The sequence below is a fragment of the Sedimenticola hydrogenitrophicus genome, assembly GCF_025175675.1.
GTDB lineage: Bacteria > Pseudomonadota > Gammaproteobacteria > Chromatiales > Chromatiaceae > Sedimenticola > Sedimenticola hydrogenitrophicus.
The window spans coordinates 1-24945 of record NZ_JANIOA010000052.1 but is presented as its reverse complement, the minus strand read 5'-3'; the positions used below and the strand labels follow the sequence as shown (position 1 = coordinate 24945).

General features: G+C 56.6%; 20 protein-coding genes and 1 tRNA gene. 18 read left to right on the top strand and 3 right to left on the bottom strand.

Going from position 1 to position 24945, the window contains the following annotated elements; translation table 11 throughout:
* Positions 1-599: 599 nt before the first annotated feature.
* From rimP to pnp, 7 genes are all read left to right on the top strand, one after another.
* Positions 600-1058, top strand: coding sequence for a ribosome maturation factor RimP (gene rimP / locus NPX02_RS19050; RefSeq protein ID WP_260295545.1), 459 nt, complete (start codon positions 600-602; stop codon positions 1056-1058).
* A gap of 14 nt (positions 1059-1072) precedes the next feature.
* On the top strand, positions 1073-2575 hold the full coding sequence (gene nusA, locus NPX02_RS19045; protein ID WP_260295543.1) for a transcription termination factor NusA: 1503 nt from the start codon (positions 1073-1075) through the stop codon (positions 2573-2575).
* Between the two features lie 21 nt (positions 2576-2596).
* Entirely contained in the window at positions 2597-5272 is a 2676-nt protein-coding gene (gene infB / locus NPX02_RS19040) for a translation initiation factor IF-2 (protein ID WP_260295541.1), read from the top strand.
* A 12-nt stretch (positions 5273-5284) separates the two neighbouring features.
* On the top strand, positions 5285-5665 hold the full coding sequence (gene rbfA, locus NPX02_RS19035) for a 30S ribosome-binding factor RbfA (RefSeq protein ID WP_260295539.1): 381 nt from the start codon (positions 5285-5287) through the stop codon (positions 5663-5665).
* On the top strand, positions 5665-6579 hold the full coding sequence (gene truB / locus NPX02_RS19030) for a tRNA pseudouridine(55) synthase TruB (protein WP_260295537.1): 915 nt from the start codon (positions 5665-5667) through the stop codon (positions 6577-6579). Before rbfA ends, truB begins: the two co-directional genes overlap by 1 nt.
* 405 nt (positions 6580-6984) lie before the next feature.
* Positions 6985-7254 (top strand): 30S ribosomal protein S15, encoded by a 270-nt coding sequence (rpsO, locus tag NPX02_RS19025; RefSeq protein WP_260295535.1) that lies wholly within the window; start codon positions 6985-6987, stop codon positions 7252-7254.
* A 35-nt stretch (positions 7255-7289) separates the two neighbouring features.
* Positions 7290-9386 (top strand): polyribonucleotide nucleotidyltransferase, encoded by a 2097-nt coding sequence (pnp, locus tag NPX02_RS19020; RefSeq protein ID WP_418067351.1) that lies wholly within the window; start codon positions 7290-7292, stop codon positions 9384-9386.
* A 545-nt stretch (positions 9387-9931) separates the two neighbouring features.
* On the opposite strand, the gene NPX02_RS19015 is transcribed toward pnp, so the two are convergent.
* Positions 9932-11746: an ABC transporter ATP-binding protein gene (locus tag NPX02_RS19015; protein ID WP_260295532.1), complete on the bottom strand. Its 1815-nt coding sequence runs from the start codon at positions 11744-11746 to the stop codon at positions 9932-9934.
* Positions 11747-11961: 215 nt separating this feature from the next.
* Between NPX02_RS19015 and NPX02_RS19010 the strand changes: the two genes are divergently transcribed.
* The 4 genes from NPX02_RS19010 (at position 11962) to NPX02_RS18995 (ending at position 16953) form a co-directional block, all read left to right on the top strand.
* Complete coding sequence (locus NPX02_RS19010; protein WP_260295530.1) at positions 11962-12789, top strand: M23 family metallopeptidase; 828 nt, start codon at positions 11962-11964, stop codon at positions 12787-12789.
* 257 nt (positions 12790-13046) lie between these two features.
* Complete coding sequence (locus NPX02_RS19005; protein ID WP_260295528.1) at positions 13047-14387, top strand: TolC family outer membrane protein; 1341 nt, start codon at positions 13047-13049, stop codon at positions 14385-14387.
* A 78-nt stretch (positions 14388-14465) separates the two neighbouring features.
* Positions 14466-15563, top strand: coding sequence for a chorismate synthase (gene aroC, locus NPX02_RS19000; protein WP_260295525.1), 1098 nt, complete (start codon positions 14466-14468; stop codon positions 15561-15563).
* A 241-nt stretch (positions 15564-15804) separates the two neighbouring features.
* Positions 15805-16953, top strand: coding sequence for an MFS transporter (locus NPX02_RS18995; RefSeq protein WP_260295523.1), 1149 nt, complete (start codon positions 15805-15807; stop codon positions 16951-16953).
* Between the two features lie 378 nt (positions 16954-17331).
* On the opposite strand, the gene NPX02_RS18990 is transcribed toward NPX02_RS18995, so the two are convergent.
* Positions 17332-18198: an alpha/beta fold hydrolase gene (locus tag NPX02_RS18990; protein WP_260295522.1), complete on the bottom strand. Its 867-nt coding sequence runs from the start codon at positions 18196-18198 to the stop codon at positions 17332-17334.
* 280 nt (positions 18199-18478) lie between these two features.
* Here NPX02_RS18990 and NPX02_RS18985 point away from each other — a divergent pair, with 280 nt between their 5' ends.
* Together NPX02_RS18985 and NPX02_RS18980 are read left to right on the top strand one after the other, a co-directional pair.
* Entirely contained in the window at positions 18479-18757 is a 279-nt protein-coding gene (locus tag NPX02_RS18985) for a type II toxin-antitoxin system RelE/ParE family toxin (RefSeq protein WP_260295521.1), read from the top strand.
* A gap of 9 nt (positions 18758-18766) precedes the next feature.
* Complete coding sequence (locus tag NPX02_RS18980; RefSeq protein WP_260295519.1) at positions 18767-19054, top strand: HigA family addiction module antitoxin; 288 nt, start codon at positions 18767-18769, stop codon at positions 19052-19054.
* Positions 19055-19273: 219 nt separating this feature from the next.
* On the opposite strand, the gene NPX02_RS18975 is transcribed toward NPX02_RS18980, so the two are convergent.
* Positions 19274-19349 (bottom strand) — tRNA-Ala (locus tag NPX02_RS18975).
* 621 nt (positions 19350-19970) lie between these two features.
* Here NPX02_RS18975 and NPX02_RS18970 point away from each other — a divergent pair.
* From NPX02_RS18970 to NPX02_RS18950, 5 genes are all read left to right on the top strand, one after another.
* Positions 19971-20306 (top strand): putative signal transducing protein, encoded by a 336-nt coding sequence (locus NPX02_RS18970; protein WP_260295518.1) that lies wholly within the window; start codon positions 19971-19973, stop codon positions 20304-20306.
* Positions 20307-20395: 89 nt separating this feature from the next.
* Entirely contained in the window at positions 20396-21010 is a 615-nt protein-coding gene (locus NPX02_RS18965) for an AbiU2 domain-containing protein (RefSeq protein ID WP_260295517.1), read from the top strand.
* Between the two features lie 90 nt (positions 21011-21100).
* On the top strand, positions 21101-22447 hold the full coding sequence (drt3a, locus tag NPX02_RS18960; RefSeq protein ID WP_260295516.1) for an antiviral reverse transcriptase Drt3a: 1347 nt from the start codon (positions 21101-21103) through the stop codon (positions 22445-22447).
* Positions 22444-24504 (top strand): antiviral reverse transcriptase Drt3b, encoded by a 2061-nt coding sequence (gene drt3b, locus NPX02_RS18955; protein WP_260295515.1) that lies wholly within the window; start codon positions 22444-22446, stop codon positions 24502-24504. Before drt3a ends, drt3b begins: the two co-directional genes overlap by 4 nt.
* 232 nt (positions 24505-24736) lie before the next feature.
* Positions 24737-24945: DUF1697 domain-containing protein (locus NPX02_RS18950; RefSeq protein ID WP_260295514.1), on the top strand; the 209-nt coding region annotated here is incomplete at its 3' end.

Below are 24945 nucleotides of genomic sequence, written 5' to 3'. Positions count from 1 at the left end.
CCTGCCCCCGCTACCAAACAAAAAAAGGGTCGCCCAGTGCGACCCTTTTTTGCACCCGGTGCTGTGGGTGCAATTCAAACAGATGTGTCATTCAAGTCGCCTTTCTGAATTGACTCCAATAAATGTCCCATTGCCCGTTTGCCCGGTTTAGACGCATGGCCTGATTTTGTAGGGTGGATAAGCTTGCGCATCCACCACCATCCGATTCATGGTGGATGCGCTGATGCTTATCCACCCTACATGTACTTCCCGACCGCCAAACGGTGGGTTACGGCGCGCGCACGGTGCAATGCGAACGGCCACCCCCTGCGCGGGGCGCGCCTAACCCACCCTACGAAAATCAGGCTCCTACGCGATGGCGCATCGGCTTGAATCGCACCCGGTTGCGGTTGATTGATTGCATCACGGAAATCTCGCAGGTATAATCAGCGGGATTCGGTAGCCGCTATGGCGGTTAGCAATGAAAAGTCAGTAAATTCATTGCGTTAAGAAGGACCCCGTTTTGGGGTTTTTTTATTGGTGTTGCCGGCCAAAAGGCCGGTTACCCATAGTTCTTGGGCCAATGGCCCTTTTTTTGTTTCTGGTTTTTGTCTACGAGTATGGCTGGCGCATCGGAAAGTTTGATCGAGATTGTCCGGGGGGCGGTAGAGCCTCTTGGCTATGAGCTGGTGGGCGTGGAGTACCTGAGTCAGGGAAGGGGCGGTTCGCTGCTGCGCATCTATATTGATCATGAAAACGGGATCGGTGTGGATGATTGCGCGGCGGTAAGCCATCAGGTGAGCGGCGTACTGGATGTTGAGGATCCGATCAAGGAGAACTACAGCCTTGAGGTTTCCTCGCCGGGTCTGGACAGGCCACTGTTTTTTGAAAAGGATTACGCGCGTTTTGCCGGACAGAGAATCAATGTCCGGTTACGCACGAAGCTGCACGACAGACGACGCTTTGAAGGTGTCCTGAAGGGTGTGCAGGATGGCAATGTCCTGGTGGAAGTGGACGGTGAAGAGACCGCCCTGCCGCTGGATTTGATTGATAGAGCGCGATTAGTGCCTGAATTTTGATTGGGTTGAGACAGATGAATAAAGAGATTCTGCTTGTCGTTGATGTCGTGTCCAACGAAAAGGATATTGAGAAAGAGATCATTTTCGAGGCGATCGAGTTCGCACTCGCTTCCGCCACCCGCAAAAAGCACGGCGGCGATATTGGCGTACGTGTAGCGGTGGATCGTGTCACTGGAGACTACTCCAGCTTCCGTCGCTGGGAAGTAATCGAGGCGGTGGAAGAGGGCGAAGAGCTGAATCCCGAGCGGGAGATCCTGCTCGAGGAGGCGCGCAAGACCGATCCCGAGATTCAGGTGGGCGATTATATAGAAGAGCCGATGGAATCCATCGCCTTTGGCCGAATCGCCGCGCAAACCGCCAAACAGGTGATTGTGCAGAAAGTGCGTGAGGCGGAACGGGCCAAGGTGGTCGAGGCGTATCAGGAGCGCATCGGCGATCTGGTCACCGGTATCGTCAAACGGGTGGATCGCGGCAATGTGACACTGGATCTCGGTGGCAACGCCGAGGCGATTGTGATGCGTGATCAGATGATCCCCCGTGAGCCGGTACGCACCGGTGACCGGGTCAGGGGTTACCTCTACGATGTGCGCGCGGAACAGCGTGGTCCGCAGCTGTTCGTCAGCCGTAGCCGTCCGGAACTGCTGATCGAGCTGTTCAAGCTGGAGGTGCCGGAGGTCGGCGAAGGGCTGATCGAGATCAAGGGCGCGGCACGCGATCCGGGTCTGCGGGCCAAGATCGCGGTCAAGACCAATGACCCGCGGATCGATCCGGTCGGTGCCTGTGTCGGCATGCGCGGCTCGCGCGTGCAGGCCATCTCCAACGAGCTCAATGGCGAGCGCGTGGATATCATCCTCTGGAACGATAATCCCGCCCAGTTCGTGATCAACGCCATGTCCCCGGCCGATGTCGCCTCCATTGTGGTGGATGAGGATTCCGGCAGCATGACCGTGGCGGTCAGCGAAGACAACCTCTCCCAGGCCATCGGGCGCGGCGGCCAGAACGTGCGACTCGCCAGTGAACTGACGGGCTGGGAGCTGAATGTCATGAACGAGGCGGACGCCGAGGCCCAGAGCGAGGCCGAGGTGCGCGAGTTTGTGGAAAACTTCATGAAGCAGCTGGATGTGGATGAAGAAGTGGCCATGATCCTGGTACAGGAAGGCTTCACCACCCTGGACGAGGTGGCCTATGTGCCGATCAGTGAAATGCTGGAGATTGAAGAGTTCGACAATGAGATCGTCGACGCCCTGCGTGACCGCGCCAAGGAGATTCTGCTGACCCAGGCCATTGCCAAAGAAGAGGCGATGGGTGAGGGGCCGGCGGAAGACCTGCTGGGCATGGACGGGATGGATTCGAACCTGGCCTATGAACTGGCGAGCCGGGGGATAATTACCATGGAAGATCTGGCTGAACAGTCGGTTGATGAATTAATGGTTATTGATGGTATGAACGAGGATAGGGCGGCGCAGTTGATTATGGCCGCGCGCGCCCCCTGGTTCGCGGATGAGCAGCAGAGCTAAGGTTGCCGGAGGTACTATCCTATGAGTGATGTAACGGTAAGGCAGCTCGCAAAAGATGTCGGTATTGCAGAAGAGCGCCTGCTTACCCAGCTTAAAGATGCTGGAGTAACGAAAAACGGCGTGGATGACTTGATCAGTGTCGACGAAAAGGCGCAACTGTTGGGACATCTGCGGGAGAGCCATGGCAAGAAGGATGATGACTCCACGGCCAGCGGCCCGCGGAAAATCACCCTGAAGCGCAAGACGGTCAGCGAGCTGCAGCAGCCGGCGGCCGGCGGTCGCGGACCCGGCGGCAGAGGAGCTGCCAGAGTCGTGGGCAAGACCGTAAGCGTGGAGGTCCGGCGCAAGCGCACCTACGTCAAACGCGGCTCGGCCAGCGAAGACGAGAAGATCCTGCAGGATGCCGAGGCGGCACAAAAGGCGCTGGACGAACAGGCAACGAAACGGCAGCAGATCGCCGCTGAAGATCAGGGCCGACGCGACGCCGAAGAGGCGCTGAGACGGGCCGAGCTGGAGAAGTCCAAGGAAGAAGAGAACAAACGCCTGGCGGAAGAGGCGCGTCTGCGGGAAGAGGAAGAGCAACAGCGGCAGGCGGAGCGGGAGGTGGCACGCCTGCTGGAAGCGCAGGAGCGCACCGAGCACGAACCCCTGGAAGGCGGCAAGCACAAGCCCGAGGCGGAAGAGAAAGTTGTCGTGCCCATCGTGCCTGAGGTCACCCCGCCGCTCGACGCCGAAGAGCGTCCCGCCAAGCGCGCGGCGCATAAAAAAGAGACCCGCACGCATGCTGTGCGTGCGCGTAGTGATGACGAAGGCGACAGCCGTAAAAAGCTCCATGTCTCCGCCGAGAAGCGGGGGCGCCGCAAAGGCAAGGCCGGACGGGGCAAGGCGGGTGCAGCCCAGGCCGATTCCCAGCACGGTTTCGTCAGACCGACGGCGCCGGTGGTGCGCGAAGTGGTGGTGCCGGAGAGCATTACCGCCGCCGAGCTGGCATCCCAGATGTCCATCAAGGCGGCCGCGGTGATCAGGGAACTGATGAAAATGGGCATGATGGTCACCATCAACCAGCCGCTCGATCACGATACCGCCACCCTGGTGGTGGAAGAGCTGGGCCATGTGCCGGTAACCAAGAAGGACGACAGTATCGAGGCCCAGGTGATGAGCTCGCTGGACGAGGTCCAGGGCGAACTGGTGCACCGCGCGCCGGTTGTGACCATCATGGGTCACGTCGATCATGGCAAGACCTCGCTGCTGGATTACATCCGCAGCAGCCGCGTGGCGGCCGGTGAGGCGGGTGGCATCACCCAGCACATCGGTGCCTACCATGTGGAAACCAATCGCGGCATGATCTCGTTTCTGGATACCCCCGGACACGCGGCGTTTTCCGCCATGCGCGCCCGTGGCGCCAAGGTGACGGATATCGTGGTGCTGGTAGTGGCGGCCGACGACGGTGCCAAGCCGCAGACCGTGGAGGCGATTCAGCACTCCAAGGCGGCCGGTGTGCCGATGATCATCGCCATCAATAAGATGGACAAGCCGGAGGCCAATCCGGACCGGGTCAAGCAGGAGCTGACCCAGCATGCGGTGATTCCCGAGGACTGGGGTGGCGACACCCAGTTCATCGAGGTCTCCGCCAAGACCGGTGACGGTATCGACAGTCTGCTGGATGCGATCCTGCTGCAGGCGGAAGTGCTTGAGCTGACCGCAGTTGCAGACGGAGCGGCACGCGGTATCGTGGTCGAGTCCAGCCTGGACAAGGGGCGCGGCCCGGTGGCCACGGTTCTGGTCCAGTCAGGCAATCTCAAGAAGGGCGATATGCTGGTGTGCGGCCAGGAGTTTGGTCGTGTCCGCGCCCTGTTGGATGAGAATCGCCAGCCGATCGAATCGGCCGGCCCTTCGATTCCGGTCGAGGTGCTCGGGCTCTCCGGTGTGCCCAATGCCGGTGACGAAGTGATCGCGGTAGCCGATGAGCGCAAGGCGCGCGAACTGGCGGCGGTGCGTCAGGAGACCAATCGTGATAACCGCCTGGCGGCGCAGAAGGCGGCCACGCTGGACGAGTTCTTCACCAAGATGACCGAAGGCGATGTCGGTGTCATCAACCTGATTATCAAGGCCGATGTGCAGGGCAGTGTCGAGGCGCTGCGCGAGTCGCTGCTGAAGCTGTCGACCGATGAGGTGAAGGTGAAAGTGGTGGCCTCCGCGGTGGGCGGCATCAACGAGACCGATATCAACCTGGCGGCCACCTCGGACGCCTTCGTGATCGGTTTCAACGTGCGTGCCGATGCGGCCGCGCGGCGCATGGCGGAAGATCGTGGGCTGGATATCCGTTACTACAGCATCATTTATGAAGTGATCGATGACGTGAAGAAGGCGCTGTCCGGTCTGCTCTCACCCGAGGTACGTGAGGAGATTATCGGTCTGGCCGAGGTGCGTGATGTATTCCGTTCCTCCAAGCTCGGCGCCATTGCCGGCTGTCTGGTGATCGAAGGCGCGGTCAAGCGTAACAGTCCGATCCGGGTGTTGCGTGAGAACGTGGTGATCTACGAAGGTGTGCTGGAGTCGCTGAGAAGGCTCAAGGATGACGTCAGTGAGGTGAAGGCGGGTACCGAGTGCGGTATCGGCGTGAAGAACTACAACGACGTCAAGCCGGGTGATCACATCGAAGTCTTTGAGCGCACTGAAATTGCCCGTCATCTCTAAACGGACCAACTGATGGCACGCGAATTCAATAGAACCGATCGGGTGGGCGCGCAGATCCAGCGTGAGCTGGCCGAGCTGGTGCGCACCGGTTTCGACAGCCGCAAGATGGGCATGATCACCATCCAGGCGGTGCAGGTGGTGCGGGATTTTTCCCATGCCAAGATCTACTTCACCTTTCTCGGTGGCGAGCTGGACCAGCAGGCGGTCACCAAGGCGCTGAAACAGGCGGCGCCCCACTTGCGCCATGAGCTGGGACAGCGCATGCGCATGCGCACCGTGCCGGAACTGCATTTTGTGCACGATGAGTCGATCGAGCGCGGCAGCCGTCTCAGCTCGCTGATCGAGCAGGCGGTGAAATCGGATCATCCGGATCAGGAAGAGCGTGACGACTGATGGGACGCAGACGTCAACGGGGACGCAACGTTCAGGGTATTCTGCTGTTTGACAAGCCGCTGGGGGATAGCTCCAACAAGGCGTTGCAGAAGGTCAAGCAGCTCTATTATGCCAACAAGGCGGGACACACCGGCAGCCTCGATCCGCTGGCGACCGGGCTGTTGCCGATCTGCTTTGGCGGTGCCACCAAGGTATCGGCGTTCCTGCTGGATGCCGATAAACGCTATTGGGTGCGGGTCAAACTGGGCGAAACCACCACCACCGCGGATTCCGAAGGGGAGCTGCTGGAGCGGCGCGCTGTCGAGTCGGTGACCGCTGAACGGGTTGCAGCCGCACTGGAACAATTTCTCGGCGAAATTGAGCAGATTCCGCCCATGTACTCGGCCCTGAAACATCAGGGCGAGCGGCTCTACAAGCTGGCGCGTGAAGGCGTCGAGGTGGTGCGGGAACCCCGGCGGGTGACCATCCATGGCATCCGCCTGCTCAGCTGCGAACTGCCGGAGCTGGAACTGGAGGTCCACTGCAGCAAGGGGACCTATATCCGCACCCTGGCGGAGGATATCGGTGAAGCACTGGGCTGCGGCGCCCATGTGGTAGGCCTGCGGCGTACCCAGGTCGGTCCCTTCTCCGGGGAAAACATGGTCGACCTGGCAACCCTGCAGGCGCTGGCCGGGCAGGAGGACGGTCGGGAGGCCCTGGATGCCCTGCTGCTGCCGGCGGATACCGCCCTGGTGGGTTGGCCCGAGGTGCACCTGAACAGCGACAGCACCTTCTATCTCTGCCAGGGACAACCGGTGATCGTGCCCAAGGCGCCCACCGAGGGGCGGGTACGCATCTATGACGACAAGGAGAACTTTATAGGTGTAGGTGAAATACTGGATGATGGACGGGTGGCGCCGAAAAGGATGATCTAGCTCGTAGCCCGGATGCAGTCCGCGCACAGAGGGCCCGACAGGCGTACAACCTAAGGCGGGCGGAATCCGGGGCATTGCCCGGGGTCTGACCCAAATCCCGGATTACGCCGCCGCGGGCACACGTGATGATTCCGGTTTCGACGGTGGCGGCTTCATCCAGGCTACGGCATTGGACGATGGGCGGGTGGCGCCGAAGCGGATGATTTAGTCTGCTAATGGCGGAATAAAGCGCCGGCATTTGATTGCCACCTTAAAAGCCCTCATAATCCCCCGTTTACGGATCCCCTGTGGCTTGCCAGGCTGCGCGGTGATCATCAACCGCCCGCGACAGCGGGTTTACAGTCCGTCGCCTGATCCCACTTGTCGGGCGCGGATTTCTACATTAACTACAGTGAGGAAATGAAAATGGCATTTAATGCAGAACAGAAGAAGGCGATTGTTGAAGAATATGCGCAGGGTACGAACGACACCGGTTCCCCTGAGGTGCAGGTAGCCCTGTTGACCGGTCGCATCAACCAGCTCACCGAGCATTTCGCTGCCCACAAACACGATCATCACTCCCGGCGTGGACTGGTGCGCATGGTGAACTCTCGCCGCAAGCTGCTGGACTACCTGAAGTCCAAGGATGTTGAACGTTATCGCTCACTGATTTCGCGTCTCGGCCTGCGTCGTTAACCTGAACCTGAACCTGAACCAAATTTGAGGACACTATTGTGACCCCTATCAAGAAAGTATTTCAGTATGGCCAACACACCGTAAGCCTGGAGACCGGGGAAATCGCCCGTCAGGCGGACGGCGCGATCATGATCGACATGGACGGTACTGTGGTGCAGTGCACCGTGGTCGGCTCCAAGTATGCGATGGAAGGGCGTGATTTCTTCCCGATGACCGTGGACTACCAGGAGAAGACCTACGCCGCGGGCAAGATCCCCGGCGGATTCTTCCGCCGCGAGGGTCGTCCCAGCGAGAAGGAGACGCTTACCTGTCGCCTGATCGACCGTCCGGTCCGTCCGCTGTTCCCCAAGGGCTTCACCAACGAGGTGCAGATCATCTGTACCGTGATGTCCCTGAACCCGAAGGTGGACCCGGAAATTCCGGCGCTGATCGGCGTCTCCGCGGCCCTTTCCATCTCCGGCCTGCCGTTCCAGGGACCGATTGCCGCCGCCCGCGTCGGCTACAAGGACGGCCAGTACCTGCTCAACACCGCCCACACCGGACTCAATGACGAGAGCGACCTGGACCTGGTCGTGGCGGGTACCGAGCATGCGGTGCTGATGGTCGAGTCCGAGGCGCGCGAGCTCTCCGAGGAGGTGATGCTGGGCGCGGTGCTGTTCGGTCACGAACAGATGCAGGTCGCCATCAACACCATCAAGGAACTGGCGGCGGAAGTCGGCAAGCCGATCATCGAGTACAGCGTCCCGGCAAACAATGTGGAACTGAATGAAGCGGTTGCGGCGGCAGCCGGTGAGGCCATCAAACAGGCCTATTCGGTGGCCGACAAGATGGAGCGTTATAACGGTCTGGATGCGGTAGCGGCCGCTACCGTTGCCACACTCTGCACCGGCGATGACGCCAAGTGGAGCGAAGGCGAGGTCAAGGATGCCATCGGCAAGCTGAAGAAAAAGGTGGTGCGCAGCCGGATCCTCTCCGGCGAGCCGCGTATCGACGGTCGCGACACCAAGACCGTTCGCCCGATCAGCATACGCACCGGTGTACTGCCGCGGACCCACGGCTCGGCCCTGTTCACCCGCGGTGAGACCCAGGCCCTGGTGGTGACCACGCTGGGGACCGAGCGCGATTCCCAGATCGTCGATGCACTGAACGGCACCTACCGCGAACCCTTCATGCTGCATTACAACTTCCCCCCCTTCTGTGTCGGCGAGACCGGGCGTGTGGGTACCCCCAAGCGTCGCGAGATCGGTCATGGCCGGCTGGCCAAGCGCGGCGTGCTCTCCTGCATGCCGACCCTGGAGGAGTTCCCCTATTCGATCCGTGTGGTCTCCGAGATCACCGAGTCCAACGGCTCCAGCTCCATGGCCTCGGTCTGCGGCACCAGCCTGGCGCTGATGGATGCCGGCGTGCCGATCAAGGCACCGGTGGCCGGTGTGGCCATGGGCCTGATCAAGGAGGAAGATGCCTTCGCCGTGCTGACCGATATCCTCGGTGACGAGGATCACCTGGGCGACATGGACTTCAAGGTGGCCGGTACCTCTAACGGTATCAATGCCCTGCAGATGGATATCAAGATCGACGGCATCACCAGGCAGATCATGGAGATCGCCCTGGGTCAGGCCAAAGATGGCCGCATGACCATCCTGGCGGAGATGAACAAGGCGATCGAGACCCATCGCGAAGAGATGTCCGAGCACGCCCCGCGCATCATCACCATCAAGATCGATCCGGACAAGATCCGTGACGTGATCGGCAAGGGCGGCACCACGATCCGTTCCATCACCGAAGAGACCGGTGCCACCATCGATGTCAGCGACGACGGCATGGTAAAGATCTTCTCCGTCGACAAGGCCGCCGGTGAGGATGCCAAGAAGCGTATCGAGCTGATCACCGCCGACGTGGAAGTGGGTGCCATCTATGAAGGCAAGGTCGTACGCCTGATGGACTTCGGTGCCTTCGTCACCATCCTGCCGGGACGTGATGGTCTGGTGCACATCTCGCAGATCTGTGAAGAGCGGGTCGAGCGGGTGAGCGACAAGCTCTCCGAAGGTGATGTGGTCAAGGTGAAAGTGCTGGAGGTGGACAAGCAGGGCCGCGTCCGTCTCAGCATGAAAGCGGTGGAAGAGGGCGAGTAATCCCCGGCGACCAACGCTGATAAAGGCAGTATCCAAGGGGGCTTCGGCCCCCTTTTTCATTTTTGGGATGTTTTGCTGGAGTTTCCCATAACTCAGGGTCGGCTTCGGATTGTAGGATGCTGCTGAGCGTAGCGAAGCGCATCTGCCGCGATTGATGCGGTTCGTTTCACTCACCGCATCCTACGTAGCGTCGTAGCCTGGATGAAGCCGCTGCCGCCGAAACCGGAATGATCACCTGTGCCCGCGGCGGTGTAATCCGGGGTTTGCGGCAGACGCCGGGCAATGCCCCGGATTACGCCCGTTTGGGGTTGCGTGTCTGTCGGGCTTTTGTGGGACAGGCTTCATCCAGGCTACAAACTGGCGGGACCCTGGAGAACCACGGATGGACACAGATTCACACTGATAGGAGATCATAATCCTGAATCTGTGTTTATCTGTGTGAATCCGTGGTTCCTTGCTAACCGGGCAGGGATAACTAAACGGCTATTGAAAGCCAAACTTGGAATTGCTGCGCCATGGGTGCGCGGCTTGACTCCGCTCCCTTTTCAAACCTCCTGGCGGCCGTAAAGCGAGGCGTAGAGTCCTTGGTTGCTCATCAGCTCCTCGTGGCTGCCCTGCTCGATAATCCTGCCGTTTTCCACCACCAGCGCCCGGTCAGCCTGTTTTACCGCGCTCAGGCGGTGGGCGATGATCAGGGTGGTGCGGCCCTTGAGGAACTCCCGCAGCGCCTCGTGCAGATGCTGCTCGGTGGTGGTGTCGAGGGCCGAGGTGGCCTCGTCCAGGATCACCAGTTTGGGATCGGTGAGCACCATGCGGGCGATCGCCAGGCGCTGCCGCTGGCCGCCGGATAGGCGGATGCCGTCGCGTCCCACCAGGGTGTCCAGGCCGTCCTTCAACTCATGGATGGTCTCGTCCAGCTGGGCGATCTTCAGCGCCTGCCACAGCTTCTCGTCGCTGCAGGGTTTGCCCAGGGTGAGGTTGATGCGCACGCTATCGTTGAACAGGGCCGGCTGCTGCAGCACCGTGGCGACATGCTCGCGCACCCGGGACATGCCGATCTCGGTCACCGGAACGCCGTTGAAATAGATGGCGCCGGATTCCGGCGGGTAGAGCCCGAGGATGATCTGCACCAGGGTGGTCTTGCCGCCGCCGCTGGCCCCCACCAGCGCCACCTTCTCGCCGGCCTGGATGGTGAGCGAGAGGTTGTCCAGCACCAGCGGACCGTCGCCATAGCGGAAACAGATCTGCTCCAGCCGCAGGTCGGTGGTGGTCTTGCCGCGGAACGGATCCCGGGTTTGGGGAAAGCGGGGCTCCAGGTCCATGCGGATCAGCTGGTTGATCCGCTCCAGGGCCGCATTGGCGGCGTTGTAGGAGTACTGGATGGCCAGGATCTCCTGCAGCGGCGCCATCATGAACCAGAGGTAGGCGTAGACCGCCAGCATCTGGCCGATACTGAGCCCGGAGAACAGTACCATCACCATGCTCAGGGCGCGGAAGAAGTCGAAGCCGAACAGCACGGTGGTGAAGGAGAGCCGCTGGGCGGCATCGCTTTTCCAGGTGAAGGCGGCGGAGTGCTGGCGTATCCGGTCGGCCTTGCCGATGATGCGCTGGATATAGTGGGTCTCGCGGTTGCTGGCGCGGATTTGCTGAATCCCGTTCAGGGTCTCGGCGAGGCTCTCCTGGAACGACTGGTAGGCGCTGTTCTCGCGCCGTTTCAGCGTCTTGACCTTGTGGCCGAAAATGGTGGTGATCCAGATCACGATCGGGTTGATCAGCAGGATCACGATGGCCAGTTGCCAGTGCATCCACAGCAGCACCACGGCGGTACCGACGATACTCAGCACGGCCACCAGGAACTTGCTGGTGGCGACCCCGAGGAAGCTGTCCACGGCGTCGATATCGGTCACCAGGTGGGAGGCGACGGTGCCGCTGCCCAGGGTCTCGTATTCCGCCATGGAGACCCGCTCCAACCGCTTCAGCAGGCTGCGGCGGATGCGGAAGGTGACATCCTTGGAGATGATGGTGAACTGGCGCATCTGCCACACGCCCAGTATCAGCGAGGCAAGGCGCATCAGCATGGTCAGCAGCAGGATCACGCCGATATAGAGCAGCGGCGAGTGCCAGGATTCGGGGAACAGCGAGTTCATCAACGGCACGCTGGGGCCCGGTTTGTCCAGCAGCACCTCGTCCACCAGCAGCGGAATCAGCAGTGGAATGGGCACCGAGATGAAGGTTCCCAGAATGGCGATGATATTGGCCTTGACCAGCTCGCTGCGGTGTTCCAATACCATGCTGACCACTTCGGACCAGCTGTAGTGCCGGGTGCGTATATTGATCTCTGTCTGCCGGTTGTCTGTCATTTAATTACGTGTATCGGGAACGACCCCTGCCAAGGGCGGTCAGAAAATTCCATGTGCGCTTTTGTTTTGGCATTATTTCATGATTAACTGATGCCCTGAAGAGAATATGGAGCAGGATTACGCCCTGTGCTCCAGATCACTTTATCCCCATATTGTTCAGAGTCCAGTCTCTGTCCATTGTTTCAACCCGGCATGACTGAAAACCAGACAGAAAAATGAAACTTATCCCAGCTACACTCTATAGCCTGCCGCTGCTCGTCCTGTTGCTCTTCGCCTCCATGGCGAGCGCCACTCACACCCTGGAGGGCAATTACGTGCAGGGCGGCCTGCTGGTGGGGCAAACCGAACCCGGGGTGAAGGTCCGTCTGGACGACATCGAGGTGCGGGTATCCGCGCAGGGTTACTTCGTGCTGGGCTTCGACCGGGATCAGGCGCCGCAGAGCCGGCTGCGGCTCACCTATCCCGATGGCCATAGCGAGGAGCAGACCCTGAAGATCGCCCGGCGCGAATACGATATCCAGCGCATCGACAACCTGCCCAAGCGCAAGGTGATCCCGGAGAAGATGGATCTGGAGCGGATCCGCAAGGAGTCGGCCCTGGTCAAGGCGGCGCGCAAACTGGATGATCCCCGCACCGACTACCTGAGCGGCTGGCAGTGGCCGGTGAAGGGGCGTATCTCCGGCGTCTACGGCAGTCAGCGGATACTCAACGGCCAGCCGCGCCGGCCCCATTTCGGCGTGGATGTGGCCGCCCCGGTGGGCGCCCTGGTGCGGGCGCCGGCCGACGGCTTGGTCACCCTGGCGCATCCCGACATGTTTTTCTCCGGCGGCACCCTGATCCTGGATCACGGCCAGAAGCTCTCCTCCGCGTTTCTGCACCTGAGCGAGATCCTGGTCAAGGAAGGGGAGCGCATCCGCCAGGGCGATCCCATCGCCCGGGTGGGCGCCACCGGACGGGTGACCGGTCCGCACCTGGACTGGCGCATGAATTTCCATTCGTACCAGATCGATCCGCAACTGCTGGTGCCGCCGATGGAGCAATAACGAGCATGCCCAATAATGTTCGATGGCCCATGTTTCTGGTTTCACAGCACTTGTAGGGTGAGGAGTGGTACAGGGATGTACCGTTTACGGACCTGAGGATGGCATATGCATAAGCGCATCCCCCATTAACCTGTCGGTGGTGCATGCGCAAGCTTATCCACCCTACGAATTCAGACATTTCGGCTTGCCGATACAAGCTCCGTAACTTGAGTTGATGATATAATTTCTCGATTCACGATTTTGCAGCAGGATAAGCCATGAAAAAAAGATTGTTGCCACTGTTACTGGGACCATTGCTGGGCGCCTCCGCCGCCCAGGCCGAAGACCTGATGGAGGTTTACCAACTGGCGCTGCAGAATGACCCGCAACTGCAGGCGGCCCGAGCGACCCGGGATTCCACCCTGGAGGCGAGGCCCCAGGCCAAGGCCCGGCTGCTGCCGAGTCTCAATTTCTCCAGCGGCGCCAACCTGATCCGCTCCGACCTGAACGGCTCCTCGGGGAGTAACTTCAGCTCGGGGAGCAGCTCCACCTCCAGAGACAGCGTGGACCACTTTAGCTCCGCCAGCCTGGCGCTGAACCTCTCCCAGTCGGTCTACCGCGAGGAGAACGGCATCCAGCTGGACCAGGCGGACAGGCAGATCGCCCAGGCCGAGGTGACCTTCGCGGCGGAGGAGCAGAGCCTGATCATTCGCGTCGCCCAGGCATATTTCAACGTGCTCTCGGCCGAGGACACCCTGGAGTTCGCCCGCGCGGAGAACGCCGCCATCGCCCGTCAGCTGGACCAGGCCAAGCAGCGTTTTGAGGTGGGCCTGATCGCCATCACCGACGTGCACGAGGCGCAGGCCGCCTTCGACCAGTCGCGGGCCGACCTGATCCAGGCGGAGAACGCCCTGGACAACGCCCGCGAGGCGCAGCAGGAGATCATCAAGCAGGCGGTGGGCGAGTTGGCTCCATTGGCGCCCGAGCTGCCCCTCAGTCTGCCGCAGCCGGCCAATCCGGAGCAGTGGGCGGAGACCGCCCAGACCCAGAATCTCTCCCTGCAGGCCGCGGTCTACGGGGTCGATATCGCCCGCCTGAACATCGACCTGCAGGACTCGGGCGACTCCCCGACCCTGGACCTGGTCGGTTCCCACGCGCTCAACGTGAGCAGCAGCGACTCCAGCACCGATGCCCACACCACCACCATCGGGCTGCAGCTGAACCTGCCGTTCTACACTGGCGGCGCAGTCAGTTCGCGTACCCGCCAGGCCCGTTTCGACTACGAGGCGGCGCAGCAGAACCTGGACCAGCAGCGCCGTTCGGTCAACCGTACGGTGCGCGACGCCTACCGCGGTGTGCAGTCCAGTATCAGCCGGGTCGAGGCGCTCAAGGCCAGTACCATCTCCGCCCAGAGCGCCCTGGAGGCGACCATGGCCGGCTTCGAGGTGGGTACCCGGACCATGGTGGATGTGCTCAATGCGCAACGTGACCTGTTCAGCGCCCGCAGCAACTACGCCCAGGTGCGTTACGACTACATCCTCAACGGCCTGCTGCTGAAACAGGCCACTGGCACCCTGACCAGCGAAGACCTGAAACAGGTCAACAGCTGGCTGCAATAGACCCGTTTCGGCCCCGTTCCGGGAAGACGCGCGGCGTCCCTCCCGGTCACCCTGGACTCCTGAACAAGCAGCAATACTATGTCTGGAAATAGCTACGGAAAACTCTTCACCGTCACCTCGTTCGGCGAGAGCCATGGCCCGGCCATCGGCTGTATCGTCGACGGCTGCCCGCCGGGACTGGCACTGAGCGAGGCCGACCTGCAGGGCGACCTGGACCGGCGCAAGCCCGGCACCTCGCGCCACACCACCCAGCGGCGCGAAGCGGACCAGGTGCAGATCCTCTCCGGGGTGTTCGAGGGCAAGACCACCGGCACGCCAATAGCGCTGATCATCCACAACACCGACCAGCGTTCCAAAGACTACTCCAAGATCATGGACCGCTTCCGCCCGGGCCACGCCGACTACACCTACACCAAGAAATACGGCCTGCGCGACTACCGTGGCGGCGGCCGCTCCTCGGCCCGCGAGACCGCCATGCGGGTGGCCGCCGGGGCCATCGCCAAGAAGTACCTGCGCGAGCAGCATGGCGTCAGCATCCGCGGCTATCTCGCCCAGTTGGGGCCGATCCGTATCGACAAGCTGGACTGGGAACAGGTGGAAAACAACGTCTTCTTCTGCCCGGACGCCGACAAGGTGGCCGAACTGGAGAACTACATGGACGCCCTGCGCAAGGAGGGCAACTCGGTGGGCGCGCGCATCAACGTGGTGGCCAGCGGCATCCCGGTGGGGCTGGGCGAGCCGATCTTCGACCGGCTGGATGCCGATATCGCCCACGCCCTGATGAGCATCAACGCCGCCAAGGGGGTGGAGATCGGGGCCGGCTTCGACTGCGTGGCGCAGAAGGGCACCGAACACCGCGACGAGATGACCCCCGAGGGCTTCCTCAGCAACCACGCCGGCGGTATCCTCGGCGGCATCTCCAGCGGCCAGGAGATCCTCGCCAGCGTCGCCTTCAAGCCCACCTCCAGCCTGCGGCTGCCGGGGCGCAGCGTCAACCTGGCCGGGGAGCCGGTGGAGGTGGTGACCGAGGGGCGCCACGACCCCTGCGTCGGCATCCGCGCCACCCCCATCGTCGAGGCGATGCTGGCCCTGGTGCTGATGGACCACCTGCTGCGCCACCGGGCACAGAACCTGGACGTGCAGAGCGGCACGCCGGATATCCCGGCCTCCGTCTAGGGTCAGTGAGAGGGCGCTCCCAAGCCCGCGCCGAAGGCTGTCCGGAAACCTGTGTAATGAAAAAGGGGTGCCGAAGCTCCCTTCGTGAAATGGGGTCGGAGTCAAGCCGCCCGGATCAGGGAGGATTTCCCGCCATCGGTGCGCGGCTTGACTCCGACCCCGTGTGGCCCATGGCACTGGCGCTTGCGGGTGATGGGATGCGGACCGGAAGCTTGTCTGATAATTCAACAGAATGACGCATATGCCGTATTGGCGCCTTTCGAGCTTCTATTTCTTCTACTTCGCCGCCCTGGGGGTGCTGGTTCCGTACTGGGGCCTCTACCTGAAGAGCCTCGACTTCAACGCCGTGGCCATCGGTCAGTTGATGGCCATCCCCATGGCCACCAAGTTCGTCGCCCCCTTTGTCTGGGGCTGGCTGGGCGACCACCTGGGGCAGCGCATGGCCATCGTGCGCCTCGGCGCGCTGCTCACCACGCTGATCTTCGTCGCCGTGTTCTGGCTGCAGGGGTTCTGGGAACTGGGCCTCGCCATGCTGCTGTTCAGCTTCTTCTGGAACGCCGTGCTGCCGCAGTTCGAGGCGGTGGTGCTCAGCTACCTGGGCAAGGCGGTCGCCCGTTACGCCCAGATCCGCGTCTGGGGCTCTATCGGCTTCATCGTCACCGTGATGGTGCTCGGCGTGGCGGTGGACCTGCACGGCCCGGCGGCGGTACTGCCGGTGCTGCTCTCCATCTACGCCCTGCTGTGGGGCGCCAGCCTGCTGATTGCCGATCCGGCCAGCGTGCCGCACCCGGAGGAACAGCCGGGCATCCTCTCGGTGCTGCGCAAACCGGCGGTGATCGCCTTCCTGGCAGCCTGCTTCCTGCTCCAGGCCGGGCATGGGGCCTACTACGGCTTCTACTCCATCTACATGGAGGAGCTGGGCTACAGCAAGACCCTGATCGGCCAGCTCTGGGCGGTAGGGGTGGTCGCCGAGGTGCTGGTGTTCCTGGTCATGCACCGGCTGCTGCAGCACCTGGGGGCGCGCAATGTGCTGATGATCAGCCTGCTGCTGGCGGCGCTGCGCTGGTACCTGATCGGCAACTTCGCCGATTCGCTGGTGCTGCTGTTCCTCGCCCAGACCCTGCACGCCGCCAGCTTCGGCACCTTCCACGCATCCGCCATCCACCTGGTGCACCACTACTTCACCGGGCGCCACCAGGGGCGCGGCCAGGCGCTCTACAGCAGCCTCAGCTTCGGCTTCGGCGGCGCCCTGGGCACGGTGAGCAGCGGCTTCCTCTGGGAGAGCGCCGGCCCCACCGTGGTGTACAACCTGTCGGTAGCCGTCTCCCTGCTCGGCCTGGTCATCGTCTGGCGCTGGGTGGTGAACGACCTCGCCGAGCCGCGTCGGTAGCACGCGATCTGTAATCGCGGCGCCCCTACCGTGAATAGCCCATCGCGCCCGAGGCGCTCCTACAAAACCGGGTAATGAATACGTTGTGCTGTAGGAGCGGCTCGGCCGCGAACCGACCCGGGGTGAGTGGTCGCCAGGTAAGGTGGTTTAGCTGCGCACAGGCACCATACTTCCAGGCTACGACAAGGTCCAAGCGCCGCGTAACCCACCAATCCGAACCCGATCAAAAAACCTCACCCACCAAAAAACGCCCCAATCGCCTCCGCCACCGGCCCGGGATTTCCCATATGTAAAACCAGGGGTCGGAGTCAAGCCATCCAGAGTCCGGGATTTCGCCTATATGCCCAAATGGCTTGACTCCGACCCCGATTCAAAACTTCACTCCCCAAAAAACGCCCCAATCGCCTCCGCCACCGGCCCGGGATTTCGCATATGCAGATGGTGTCCCCCGGTCAGCCTCACCACCCGAAGCCCGGCAATCATCCGCTCCCGCGCATCCCAATTGTACTGGGCCGGAACCACCCGCTCGGCATCGCGGATAAACAGGGTCGGGGCACTGATACGCGGCAGGAACCCCTGCACCTGCTCCTCGGTGATATAGATCGGCGAGCGATACCGCAACCGCGGATCGGTGCGCCAGAACAGCCCACCTTCGTCGCGCTCGCTGTTCCGCTCCACCAGCAACCGGGCCGACGCCTCGTCCAGATCCCCGGCCTTCATGCGTGCGGCCACCATCGGCTCCAGCGACGGGTAACGCCGCTGCCGTGTCTCGGACGGCGCCAGGATCTGCCGCGTCGCCTCGGCCAGGTGGCTGGCGCAATCCTTCGGATCATCGCCCCAGGGCCCCAGCCCCTCGATCAACACCAGCCGCTCCACCCGCTGCGGAAAACTGGCCGCGATCAGCGACGCAATACCGGCCCCCATGGAGTGCCCGATCAGCGCGAACCGTTCCCAGCCGAGCGCATCGGCGGCGGCCACCACATCGGCCACGAAATCGACAAAATGGTAATGCTGCCCCGATGGCCGGTGATCCGACAACCCGTGCCCCGGCAGATCCAGCGCCACCATATCCAGCCCCGGCAGCCGCGCTGCCAACGGCTCGAAACTGGCCGCGTTGTCCAGCCAGCCGTGCAGGGCGATCACCCGTGGCCCTGCGCCCGCATGGAAACGCCGCGCGCCCAGTCTGATCCAGCGGGTCTCGAGTGTCAGGGATTCGGCGGAGTCAAAGTCAGCGGTTTCTTTCATTAATGCTCCTCGTCTGGTGGCGTGACGCAGGCCCGGGGCAGGGCGATTCAATGCATCCACAGTTTATCGGAAAACCGCGCTGACCATCGAAACGCACAGCGCCGAAAGGTGGACCGAAGCGATCGCTTGCTTGTGAAGAAACTGGTTCACCTTACCAAGGTTCTTTGATAACGTGTCGTGAATTACGGAATATGCGCATGGCAGGATGCCGCCCTCCATCCCCATCCTGCCTACTGCAACTCTGAGTTGACACCTGATACGACCCTGGTTACATTTGGCTATGATTAGAAGCTTCAGGCATAAAGGGCTGGTTAATTTCTTTAAATCCGGCAGTACCGCCGGGATACAGGTCGCCCATGCCAAGCGGCTTCGTCTCATCCTCGGCAGGCTCAACGCCGCCAGCAGCACCAAGGATATGGACTTGCCAGGGCTCCGATTGCATGAACTCACGGGCAATCGCTCTGGTATCTGGTCTGTGACGGTCAGTGGCAATTGGCGCGTAACTTTCCGTTTTGATGGCGAAGACGCTGAGGTCGTGAATTACGAAGATTATCATTGAGGTGTCGCCATGTTAATGCACAACCCCCCACATCCAGGTGAAGTCATTCGAGAGCTTTGTCTTGAGCCGCTCGGGCTTTCTGTTACCGCAGCGGCCAAGGCGCTTGGCGTTAGCCGGAAGACCCTGAGCGCCATTCTTAATGGTAATGCGGGCATAAGTCCGGAAATGGCCATCCGGTTGTCTATCGCTTTTGATACATCCGCGGAGAGCTGGCTTAACCAGCAATCTCAGTACGAGCTGTGGCATGCGGAGAAGCATCGCCATGAGCTGCACGTCAAGAAATTGGTTGCTGCGTGACTACTGACCTTAAAATGTCCTTCATCCAATACGGGGCGGCCTCGTGCCCGCATGGAAACGCCGCGCGGCCAGCTTGATCCAGCGGGTTTTGAGTATCAGGGATTCGCCGGCGTCCATGGGTTTGGCTGCGAGGGGGCCAGCCGGTTGCTGAAGGACTATAAAAGGAAAAGCCCGCCCGGCAATCCTGCGCGGTTGCCGGGCGGGCCTATCTTGTTGAAGTGGTGGAGACGAGGAGGATCGAACTCCCGACCTCGGCATTGCGAACGCCGCGCTCTCCCAGCTGAGCTACGTCCCCAGACAGGCAATAGTATGCCATCTCCACTAAAAACTGCACGCCCATTTTATTGGCACTGCAGGCTTCCAGCTCAAAGGCTGCATGCGGGTGTCGTGTTCGTTCTGTTAGTTGCTGATTTACTGGGAATTATTGGTGTATTGGCAGAAAACGGAGTGTGATCGGCCCCTGGCTGTGGCGGCAGTCCTATACCGATCGATCGCACATGTTTCGCCAGCAATGGTGCCAGCAGTCCGAAACTGGCCGAGTTACCCCACCAGTAGTGGAATACGATCACTCTAGCCCCGGTGCCTGCAGGAACGCGTGGCGCCGCCGGTCCAATACGGAAAACAGGCCAATGACCGAAAAGGGTAGCGCCCATCTCCAGCGTAATGCCTTAGCGTAATGCCTTGTCAGGATAGAAATTAGTTCACCTTCGCCTGGTACTTTGGTAACCTGCTGAGTATTGAGGGATTTCCTCCCGGCAGGATGCTGAGCCATCATCGCGCCAGCATCCCTCCCAAGCCGATCTACCACAGGCAGGCGAGATCATGCATAGAACGATAAGTCGCTTCTTACAAATAATGCGCGAGAAACATTTTTCAGAATTTGCGCGAGACGCATAATCTGCGTAGATGTAAAAGAATGGCAAAAGTGTACTCAACGTTTAAGCTCGAAAAAGCCGAAAAGCTTGTGAATAGGCTTAAAAGCGAAGGAATTGATGCATTTGTTGTTGATTACTCAAAAAGAACACCAGGATCAAGAATAGGGTTAACGGTGCACGAAGTCCCTTCTGTATTTATAACAGATGACTCTCAGTTTAAAAGTGCAATGAAAATCATTGGTTCTTTCGATCCCTCGTGTATAAAAGCAATGTCAGAATCTGATATTGGGAAAATATCGATAGTAAAAATAGCAGTAGTTATGGGTGCAATGTTGGTGTTTTCTATAGCAGTGGGTGTTTTATGGTCGTGGGGGTAAAAAATCTATCCAGCAAAGGCATCCGACAAACCAGTACAAGCCTGGTTTCGACTGCTTTGAGCGTTAGCCCTCTTTAAAGAGCTGCCAGCATGGAAAGCGAACACAGGCACTTGTTAAGTGCAATAGAGAACGAATTTATCCAGCTTCGGTATCGTTGGGCGTTGTTTTGTCAGCTATTCGATTCCGGTCAAGCAAATATTAATTTGCTGAACAAGAGCGGCTCAAATGTGTTTCAGCTTTTCCAAAAACTGATAATCGACGACGTGATGATGACGCTTTGTCGCCTATCGGATCGCGACAAGTCCATGGGGTACGAAAACGCCAGCATCAGAAATCTGTTCAAGAGAGCCAAAGAGAATCTTCCCGATGAAACAGCGAAAGAGGTAGAGGCAAAACTCTTGGAGCTTGATGCCCACATGAAAAACATCTCGACTCTAAGAAACAAGGCGATATCGCACAAAGACTTGAATCACGCGTTAAACACCGAATTGCTTCCCCGACCAACGTATGACGAATTGGAGAAGTCAATTGAGACGGTAAGGAAAATTCTGAATTCACTTACAAGCGAATTGTTGAATTACAGCAGAAACTATGTTGTCGTCATGCCAGTCGGATATGACGGCAATAAACTGTTGCACGTCTTAGCCAAAGCACATGAATCTAAGCAAAAAGATGGCTATGACCAATGGGGCAGACCCGATTGAAATGTACAACTATTGAATCGACTTGACCACTACATCTAACCTTATTCGTTATGAACTGTGGCCTGTTTCCAATATAGATAAGGAATGTCAGTGTTTGATCAATCTTTTACATCGAAAAACCTAGCCAGAATCTATCATGATGAAAATAAGAAAGGCGTGAACGTTGCCGGCATATTTTTTCCGGAAATTCTTGCCAAATACGAAAACATAAAAAGAACGAGAAGACTTATACGAAAGCTATATATTAATCGCAGGTTCTACAAAAAAGATACGTTTGAAGTCCGATTAGCAAAGCTTTACGAGATGATGGGCCATTATAAAACAATAAAAAACGAAGCAATCGAATCATGTGTAGACGAAATATCCAGAAGAATAAATACAAAAAGGTTTTCATTTAACATTAAAAAGCTTCCTTACAAAAAGAACGATAAAGATGTTTACGTTACGAATGATGATGCAGACTCGTTTTTCGCCGAAAAACAAATTCAAGAAAACATAAAATACACATATGTTGTGAAGCAGGCGGACAGGGATCTAATAGTCCCGCAACTAAGATCAATTCTAAGTGACAGGTTCCCAAAGTTTATCATTAAAACCGATATAGAGTCTTTTTATGAAAGCATTGATCGGAATTTGTTAATTAAGAAACTAAACAAAAACCCAATATTAAGCTTGTCGACCAGAAAATTAATTGGAAAGCTTTTGAGAGATTATGATAATCTCACTGGACAGGATAAGGGAATTCCTCGTGGCATAGGGATTAGTGCATACCTTTCTGAGCTTTATCTTAAAGATTTCGATCAAAAAATCAGGGCTATCAAAAACCTCACGTATTATTCTAGATATGTTGATGACATTATTGTTGTTATTGCTCCAAAATCCGCCGAAACGGTAGATGACTATTTCGAAAAAATCAATTCTCTTATAAAAAGCGATTTACTTTCACTTAAAAATAACAAGTCCGAGTGGTTTACGTATACCGGTATAGAAACTGGGTTTTCATTCGACTATCTGGGGTACAAGTTTAAGAAAAACGGAAAGAATTTTGATCTAAGCATAAGCGACAAAAAGAAAGAAAAATACAAAAAAAGAATAAAGCTTACATTTGAAAAATACGCTAAACACTCCGTTAAGCAACCTCGAAAAGCAAAAAAAGAACTATTCATGAGGCTTAAGTTTCTTACCACTAATACAAGCCTTACGAATAACAAAGGAAATGCCATAATCGGAATCTATAACACTAACAAGTGGGTAACAGATACCAAATTTCTAGGAGGTCTAGACGACTTTTTAAGAGGCCAGTCAAACACAATCCCAGATGCTATCGTTAAGCAAAAGGTTATGCGTTTTTCATTCTTAGATGGTTTTGTGAATAGAACCTTTTGCCGTTTTTCGCTAAAGGAATTAGAAACTATTGTTAAGGCATGGAATCGATGAGCAGCACTAAGAAGATTAACCTCAAAAAAGAACGAGTGGTTTTATCTGATCTTTTGCCCTATGAAACCCCTATTACCTTCTCCAATCGTTTTTTCTATGACTTTTTGATAGCAAATGAAGTTAGCTGCGATGATCGCTTTATGAAGTGGAAAGAAACAACCGCAGAGGTAGAAGCTATCATTTGCTTGATTTTTGGAATTGACGAAACTGAAAAAAATAAAATAAAAACAAAAGATGGTTTTCAGGAATACAAGAATGACAAGACATTTATAACTATACCATTCCACTACGGAATAAGTCACAAAGGGAACTCGTTTAGGATGCTATCTGTAATGCATCCCAGAAATCAAATACAAGCAATAGATTTTTATGAAAAGTACAAAGAGCTAATCATATATTTTTCTCAGATTTCAAATTTTAGCTTACGCGCACCCTCAAGAATTGCAAGTACTAGGTATTTCAACGACGAAAGGAAAAGTGGGTCAATCATATTAGCTAATACCCTAGATAAAGATGGCGATAAAAAGTACAAAAATCTAAAGTCATTTTTTGGTTATAGAAAAATAAGCAATATCCACCAATTTTTTGAGTCTAATGATTACCATTCTTGTGAGCAGAAGTACAACAACATGGCTCAACTTGATATCTCTAAGTGTTTTGACTCTATTTACACTCACTCAATTGCTTGGGCGACCTTTGGAAGGGGAATTGTAAAAAACAAAATAGCAACGAGTGGAAATAATAGCCTCAACGCCAGCTTTCCAGGTGACTTTGATAAGTTAATGCAAAGGCAAAACTATAACGAAACAAATGGGATATTGATTGGTCCTGAGCTATCTAGGATTTTTGCAGAAATCATCTTGCAAAGGGTTGATTATAACATTCGCAGTAAGCTTAGTTTGCTTAACATTGCACATGGCCTCGATTATGAAGCTTTCAGGTATGTCGATGATTATTTTATTTTTTACAATGACGAAGTGACATATAAGAAGATCGTTGATGAGTTGGCGTCTTGCCTAAATGAATTTAAGCTCGGATTAAACGCCGAAAAAGAGCTGATCTATCACAAGCCAATCATCACAGAAATAACAATAGCTAAAAGCAAAATATCTCAGTTGCTTTCAGAAAAAATAAAAATGGAAACGGAGGAGTTAAGGAAGGTAAGCGATGAAGAAGAAAAATTTATCAGTGGGAAGATAAATGTACAGTCCAAGCCGCTAATCACGCAATATAAAATGATATTGTCAGAAAGCGGTGCAGAATATAAAAGTGTAATAAATTACACTTTGGCAATTGTTGAAAATAAGATTAAGAAGATATTTAAAGATTATGAAGGCATTCAAAAAACGCAGAACTTATATAATGGGCTACTTAAATCAATTCACTCTGTCGTTGATTTTTGCTTTTTTATATACTCTGTTGCACCTAAAGCAAATACCACAATAAAGTTAAGCCGTGTTTTGAAGATCGTTATTGACTTCTCAAGAACGCCCAGTATTTCAGCTGATGATATGCATCAAATATTCAAACGAATCTCTGATAACATTTCATTTATAATCCTTAAGTATGAAACTAGTAATCACACCCAGGTTGAAACATTATATCTTTTAACTGTAACGGCGGAGCTGGGAAAAGATTATTGGATAGATGAATCTTCGTTAGTAAAATATTTTGGTGGGAATTACAAATCAAAAAAGACAGTTTATTTTGAAAACAATCTCAATTACTTCTCGATTACAGTGCTTTTGTTTTACATCAAGAACAAAAAAAGGTACGAAAGAGTCAAAAGTGCTTTGGAGGCGTTAATCTTAAAGAAGATAAAATTGCACCGAGAATCCTTACCAAAAAATACGGAATGTCTTCTGCTTGCACTTGACTGTATGTCGTGTCCCTACCTTGATGAAGCATTCAAGAAAAAAATACTTCGATTGTATGGAATTAGAAAAAATGCACTGCAAGAAGGCATTGTTGCGCATAAAGAATATTGGTTCACAAAATGGACGGATTTTGAATTTGGTAAGGAGCTTGACGCAAAGCAGAGCGAGGCAGTATATTGATATTGGCTTCGCATCACCCTAACCGCCAATGGCTGTAGGCAGCTGTACACACTCGCGAAGCGCAGCTCTTGTCCTATGCATGGAGAGAGATGCAAGAGCAGTCCGGGGTGAGCTGCTCACCTTTCTCCTATCCTTCTGACTCCATTGAAATGCACGAACCAAATTTTCTCTACGATCCAATTAGTCCGATGTTGTGGGCATTGCCAACGGCGTGACATCAACTGGAGGCTGATTGAGTACTTGGGTTGCTCTTCTTAGGGGCATAAATGTCGGCGGCAACAATTCCCTGCCGATGAAGGAGCTCGTTGCGATGCTGGAAAGTATCGGAGTACGGCGCGTCAAGACTTATGTTCAAAGCAGAGAGTTCGGGGTCAGAGTAACAACTCGTACAACTCGAGTTGGAGTTCGGGTGCGCGGGGAGTTCGGTGGAGTTGTTACTCT